We start from the raw sequence: 6,843 nt of genomic DNA on the forward strand, positions 1-6,843 counted from the left end.
AAACGCTTGGAATCGTGGGGGAAAGCGGATCGGGCAAGTCCACCGTTGCGCGCTGCATCGTGCGCCTGAACGATGCCGAGGCGGGCGAGATCCTGCTCGACGGTGTCGATTTGCGTCCGCTCGGGCGCGCAGCGATGCGGCCACACCGCGCCAAGATCCAGATGGTGTTTCAGGACCCGTTCGCCTCGCTCAATCCGCGCACCCGCGTTGGCAGGATCATCGCTCAGGGGCCGGAGATGTACGGGGCCTCGACCGAAGAAGCCAAGGCCAGGACCCTCGATCTGCTTGAGATCGTGGGGCTCGACAAGGGGGCCTATGACCGTTTCCCGCATGAGTTCTCCGGCGGGCAACGGCAGAGGATCGGGATCGCCCGCGCGCTCGCGCTGGAGCCTCAGGTCCTGGTGGCCGACGAGCCGGTTTCGGCGCTCGACGTCTCCATCCAGGCGCAGATCCTGCGGCTTCTGGACGAGATCCGCGACCGGATGAACCTCTCGATGATCTTCATCACCCATGACCTGCGCGTCGCGGCGCAGGTCTGCGACCGGATCGCGGTTATGCAGCGTGGCCGCGTGGTCGAGATCGGACCGACGGCAGAGCTTTTTGCACAGCCGCGAGAGGCCTACACGCGCGAATTGCTCTCCGCAGTTCCGGGCAAGGACTGGTTCCTGAAGGACGATCCCGCGATGCTTGCTCAGACCACATGACCGGAGACCTCTCGGCGTGAACCTGGATCCCGACGCCCCGTTCCCCACGCTCACTGATCTGGCTCGGGCCTATCGGTCGGGCGAGGTGACGCCCAGCAGGGTCGTCGGTGCCCATCTCGATCGCCTCAATCGGCTGGACCGACATCTCGGGGCTTGGCAGGCTGTGTATTCCGAGGATGCCATGCGGCTCGCAGAAGCGGCTGACCGGATGTTCGAAGCCGGCATCGATCTTGGGCCGTTTCAAGGCATCCCCTTCGCGCTGAAGGACATTTGCGATGTCAAGGGCCGGGTGACGACCGGCGGGTCCAAGGCGATGGAGAACAGGATCTCGCCCGAGACGGGAACGCTGACCAAGAGGCTCTTTGCGGCGGGCGGGATCATGCTCGGCAAGACCAAGACGGTAGAATGCGCCTTTGGCGGCTGGGGCACCAACCTGCACATGGGAACGCCAAGGAACCCGTGGGATAGGGAAACCCACCGCGTTCCGGGGGGATCGTCCTCGGGCACGGGTGTCGCCGTGGCGGCGGGCATGGCCGTCTGCGGTGTAGGGACCGATACGGGCGGTTCGGTGCGGCTGCCGGCGGCCTATTGCGGCATCACCGGCCTCAAGGTCACCGAGGGTCGGCTGCCGATCGACGGGATCCTGCCCTTGTCGCACAGTCTCGATACACCGGGTCCGCTCGCGCGCTCCGTCGCCGATGCCCGCGTGATGTTTGCGGCAATGGATGGGTCACCAGACGACGGCATCACGGGGAATCGCGAGATCGCAGGCCTGCGTCTGGGCGTGCCGGACGACGTGGAGCTGGAGGTCTGCACGGCGGAAATCCGCGCGGCCTTCAGCGCGGCTCTGGAGACGCTCAGAGGGCTCGGCGCCGTTCTGGTGCCGTTCAAGACGCCCCGAAGCCTCGCCGATCTGACGGCCGAATGCGGCCGCTTCATCGTCGCCGAAGCCTATGCCCATCACCACGCGCTCTATGACCGCGCGGACCTGCCGCTCGACCCCGGCGGTCGGATGCGGATGCTCGTAGGACGCGGGATCTCCGCCGTTGACTACGTGTCCATGCAGTCGACACGCCGGGCCGGAATGGCGAAATTCTTAACGCTCATGTCGGAGCTGGACGCAATCGTGACGCCGACCACGCGCGAAACGGCCCCGCCGGTCACCGAGATCGATGAGGCGGACGCCCCTTCGGTCTTCACCCGCTTCGCCAACTGGTTCGGCCTCTGCGCCTTGTCGCTGCCTAGTGGCGTGGCGGCAGACGGCCTGCCCACCAGCCTGCAAATCGTGGGTCGCCCCCATGACGAGGCGATGGTCATGAGAATTGGCGCCGCCTACGAGGCGGAGCGCGGTCCCTTCCCGGCGCCGGACATCTCCGCCGGAACCCATGGAGGCACCGATGGCAGATAACGGGCAGCGGCAGAAGAGAGTGACAACCAGCCATTGGGGCGCATTCGAGGTGGTGACGGAAGGCGACCGGATCGTTGCAACCGGCCCCTTCGCACCCGACCCGGCGCCCTCGTCTATCCCGGATGCGCTGCCTGCCGCGGTGCACCACCACACGCGCGTGGCGCGCCCGTCGGTCCGGCGGGGCTGGCTGAAGGGGCGCAAGCGGGCGGGGCGCGGCAGCGACGATTTCGTGGAACTGCCGTGGGACGAAGCGCTGGACATCGCCGCGGCCGAGATCGACCGCATCCGCCGCACCCATGGCAACGAAGCGATCTATGGCGGCTCCTACGGCTGGGCCTCAGCGGGGCGGTTTCACCACGCGCAAAGCCAAGCGCACCGGTTCCTGAACTGCATCGGCGGCTATACCAGCTCGTTCGCTAGCTACTCTACCGGCTGCGCGCAGGCGATCATCCCGCATGTGCTTGGCGCGGATTTCCACGATATCGGCTATGTGCAGCAAGATGGCTGGCAAACCATTCACGACCATAGCGAAACGCTGGTGATGTTCGGCGGGGTCAACGCCAAGAACGCGCAGGTCAGCATGGGCGGCATTACCGAGCATGACACGGGCGGCTGGCTGTCACAGATCATTGCCAAGGGCACCGCCTGCTACAACATCGGGCCGCAGCGCTCCGACGCGCCGGAGGGGTGCATCTGGCTGCCCGTGCGGCCGGGATCGGACACCGCGCTGATGCTGGCGCTGGCGTATGTGCTGGAAACCGAAGGGCTGGCCGATCAGGCCTTCTTGGCGCGCTACACGGCGGGCTACGCGCGCTTCCGCCCCTATCTGATGGGTGAGACCGACGGCACCGCCAAAACACCCGCCTGGGCCGCGCCGCTCTGCGGTGTGCCGCCCGAGGTGATCATCGCCCTCGCCCGGCGCATGGCCGCGACGCGCACCCTGATCGCGGTGGCCTGGTCGCTGCAACGGGCCGAGCATGGCGAGCAGCCCTACTGGATGGCGGTCGTCCTGGCCGCGATGCTGGGCCAGATCGGTCTGCCCGGGGGCGGTATCGGGTTTGGCTACGGCGCGATTGGCGGGGTCGGCAAATCGCTGATCGGTCTGACCGGGATGACGTTGTCGCAGGGGCAAAACCCGGTGCAGACCTTTATCCCCGTCGCGCGGGTGGGGGACATGCTGCGCAATCCCGGCGGAAGCTATGCGTTCAACGGGGCCGAGCGGCGCTACCCCGACATCCGGCTGGTCTATTGGGCGGGCGGTAATCCCTTTCATCACCATCAGGATCTCAACGCCTTGCACGAGGCTTGGCAGCGTCCCGAAACGGTGATCGTGAACGAGCCGTGGTGGACGGCGACGGCGAAGCGCGCGGATATCGTCTTCCCGATCACGACATCCTATGAGCGTGAGGATATCGGCCGCTCCAACCTTGACGACTATCTTTTCCATATGCCGCAGCTGGTGCCACCGGTGGGGGAGGCGCGCGACGATTATGCCGTCTTTGCCGAGCTGGCGGAGCGTCTGGGCGCGGGGCCGGCCTTTACCGAAGGGCGCAGCGCGGCGGACTGGATCGTGCATCTTTATGCCGACTACCAGGAGCGCGCAGCGCAAAAAGGGGTCACGGTGCCCGATCTGGACACGCTGCGGTCTCAGAACTGGGTGCGCCTGCCAATCCGCGAGGAAGGCTGGCGCCCCGGACTGTTCACCCGGTTCCGCGCAGATCCCGATGCCGCACCGCTGCCCACGCTGTCCGGTCGGATCGAGATCTTTTCGGAGACGATCGATAGTTTTGGCTATGACGACTGCCCCGGTCACCCGGTCTGGCTGCCGCCGTCCGAATGGCTTGGCGCCGCGACTGTGCAGGCGCCGCTGCATCTGGTCTCGCCGCAGCCGGCCGACAAATTGCACAGCCAGTTGGAAAGCGCGTTGGCGGACATGCCCGGCCAACGCCCGGTCACGCTGAAGATGCACCCGGCCGATGCCGAGGCGCGCGGGGTGGTAGCCGGCGATCTGGTGCGCGTGTTCAACACCCGCGGTGCCTGCCGCGCGCGGGCGGCGGTGAGTGATGGCATCGCCCGCGGCGTGGTGGCCCTGCCCACGGGCGCGTGGTTCGGCGATACCGGCGGCAACATCGATCCCGATGGCAACCCGAACGTGTTGACAAAGGATGTCGGCACATCCCAGCTTGGCCAGGGATGCAGCGCACATACCGCGCTCGTGGATGTCGCCCGGATAGACGCGTGAGCACCCCCGGCACGTCAGAGTGGGTCGGCAACCTCCGGCGCGGGTCCTGCAGCCTCGATCACGGCACCCGCTTTCAGCAGGATGTCCTCGCGGAAGCGTCCTGCCATAAGTTGCACCCCGACAGGCGCACGCCCCGCCATGCCCGTCGCCACCGCCAGCGCGGGGAGCCCGAGGACGGGAACGGACCGCTGAGGAAGCTGCGCCGCGTAGATGCGGAAAAAGTCCTCCTCGGAGCGGACATCACTCTGCTGTTCGAATGGAAGTTCGCCAGAGACCGGGCACAGCAACAGCGGATATCTTTGCAAGAACAGATCCCACTCCCGCATTACCCCAGCACGCTCCTTCAGCGCGTCCATGACCGTACCAAGCTCCGGCGGGCCGATTTCGCGGCTCATCAAGCGATAGACGAATTGCGCATCCTGGTCGCCCTCCTCCTGGATCATGTCACCGAGCGTCAGGGCAGATTCGGCCATCCAGAGAATCGCGTTGATCCGGGCGGCCGCGGCCATTGGCGGGCAGGCCGCCTCCTCGACCATCCATCCGGCCTCCTCCAGCGCCCGCGCCGCACGGATTAGCGCATCTCGCACGTCCGGCGCGACCGTCATGCCGTCTGGTGCGATACACAGCGCAGCCTGCCGCGCGAAGGGCGGGCCGTTAAGCGGCATCGACACATGCCACGGATCTCGTGCATCCGGTGTCGCCATCACACCGAAGGCGAGCGCGATGTCCGAGATGCGCCGCGCAATCGGGCCGGAAACGGCCATAAGCTGCGCCCCGATGAGCCGGTCGCCCCCTGTGGTGTTCAGTGCAGGGACGCGACCGAGGCTCGGTCTCAATCCGTGCACCCCGCAGGCATAGGCCGGATAACGGATCGATCCCGCGATATCGGTGCCGTGCGCCACCGCGCACAGTCCCGCGGCCACCGCGGCGGCCGCTCCACCTGACGAACCGCCCGGCGTCAGCTCGGAAGCGCGCGGGTTCAGCGTCTGGCCGTAAACCCTGTTATTCGTGAACCAGCGCATAGAAAAGGCGGGTGTATTCGTCCGCCCCACGAAAACCGCATCAGCCCCACGCATACTGGCGACGACGGGGCTGTCCTGTGCTGCGATGTTGTCTTTCAGCAGGTGCAGACCGTTGCTGGTCGCGAAGCCCGCCTGATCCGCGTTGACCTTGATCGTCGTGGGCACCCCGGCCAGAGGCCCGAGCGCCTCGTCCCTTGCGATCCGCGCATCGATCTCCTGCGCGGCCATAAGAGCACCGTCGCGCCCGTCCTGCACGATTGCCCGTATGCCGGGATTGGCACGGTCGATGCGCGCGAGATGCGCCTCGGTCACGTCGCGGGCTGAGAACCGGCGTGCACGTACGCCCTCGACGATCTGCGTCGCGGAAAGCTGGAAAAGTTCGGTCATGGGCGGCCCTCGAATTTGGATTTTTTGTCGTGCCCCATCTTCACGTGGGCATTGGGAAACGCAACGCCTTTGGTGGTATCAGGCCAACTCGAACGCGTCCCGGAAAGAGCGGCGGCACGACATCACGCGATCGAAAAACGAACACAAATCGCACACGGCACCCCGTAACTCTTTGAGTTCATGTTCAAATCGCCATCATCCATCACCGTACCGACGCAAACCCACTCTCGAATGACCGCTTCGCACCTGCATTCAGACATTGGTGCCTTCTGCAGCATCATGTAGTTTGGGCTCGAAGCCGCCTTTAGCTGCGCAGTGTTTGAACGGCAGGTTAGGGCCGTTCACGGCGCCAAAGCGCGTTTAGCGGCTGACCAACACACGAACACGCATTCTTCAAGCTCGCAGGCTCATCAGCCCTCCAGCCAACGATTTGGTGCTGCTGTGGTCACATTTCACAAGTGTTGCACCCTACTGATGTTCTTATTACGTTCTGATAGTGGCCTTTGCATCGTGAAACAGGAAGCTGCGTTGTGGTTGAGCAAATCGTCATCACGGAGAAGTCGAGCCAGGCGAAGGATGTGCGCGCTGCGATCGGCTCAAATTATGGACAGATCCTGCCGGCGGAGGGGCACCTCCTTGATCTGCAGGAGCCGGAAGAGGTCGTGCCAGGCTGGAAGCGCTGGGCGCCGATCCTTCTCCGGCCGCAAGAGCTCTACGCCACCCGGCCTGCCAAAGGCGGAAACAAAGCTGCAAAACTTAAAGCCATTCAACAAGCCCTGCGCACGGCGCGCAAGGTGTGGTTAGCCACGGACTGTGACCGGGAGGGTCAGCTCATCGGCCAGGAAATCCTCGAGCATTTCAACTATCGCGGTGAGGTTGCCCGCGTCATCTTCACGGCCCAGGATCCAAGCACGATCCGCGAGGCATTTCGCAAGGCACGTCCAAACAGCGATTATGCGAGGCTATACGCTGCCGCTGTGGCGCGGCGGCAAGCTGACCAGCTCTACAACCTTTCGCTGACGCGCACTGCCACGGTCACACTAGGCCGGGGTTCGCGCGGCGTAATCGGCGTGGGGCGGG

At 65.3% G+C, this 6,843-nt stretch carries 5 protein-coding genes; 4 read left to right on the plus strand and 1 reads right to left on the minus strand.

Features of this window, described 5'->3' with window-relative positions; all coding sequences use genetic code 11:
• The 3 genes from JJ869_RS20875 to JJ869_RS20885 form a co-directional block, all read left to right on the plus strand.
• On the plus strand, positions 1-704 hold a 704-nt coding region (locus tag JJ869_RS20875; RefSeq protein WP_292270330.1), incomplete at its 5' end, for an ATP-binding cassette domain-containing protein.
• Positions 705-720: 16 nt separating this feature from the next.
• Positions 721-2,112 carry an amidase gene (locus JJ869_RS20880; protein ID WP_292270333.1) on the plus strand — a complete coding sequence of 464 codons (1,392 nt, stop codon included), beginning with the start codon at positions 721-723 and terminating at the stop codon, positions 2,110-2,112.
• Positions 2,102-4,354: a molybdopterin-dependent oxidoreductase gene (locus JJ869_RS20885; RefSeq protein ID WP_292270335.1), complete on the plus strand. Its 2,253-nt coding sequence runs from the start codon at positions 2,102-2,104 to the stop codon at positions 4,352-4,354. The genes JJ869_RS20880 and JJ869_RS20885 overlap by 11 nt, the downstream gene beginning before the upstream one ends.
• Before the next feature lie 14 nt (positions 4,355-4,368).
• Here JJ869_RS20885 and JJ869_RS20890 read toward each other — a convergent pair whose 3' ends face one another.
• A complete protein-coding gene (locus JJ869_RS20890) occupies positions 4,369-5,763 on the minus strand; it encodes an amidase family protein (RefSeq protein ID WP_292270339.1) in 1,395 nt (464 codons plus the stop codon).
• 530 nt (positions 5,764-6,293) lie between these two features.
• Here JJ869_RS20890 and JJ869_RS20895 point away from each other — a divergent pair.
• On the plus strand, positions 6,294-6,843 hold a 550-nt coding region (locus JJ869_RS20895; RefSeq protein ID WP_292270341.1), incomplete at its 3' end, for a toprim domain-containing protein.

The sequence above is a fragment of the Marivita sp. genome (genome assembly GCF_017643905.1).
GTDB lineage: Bacteria > Pseudomonadota > Alphaproteobacteria > Rhodobacterales > Rhodobacteraceae > Marivita.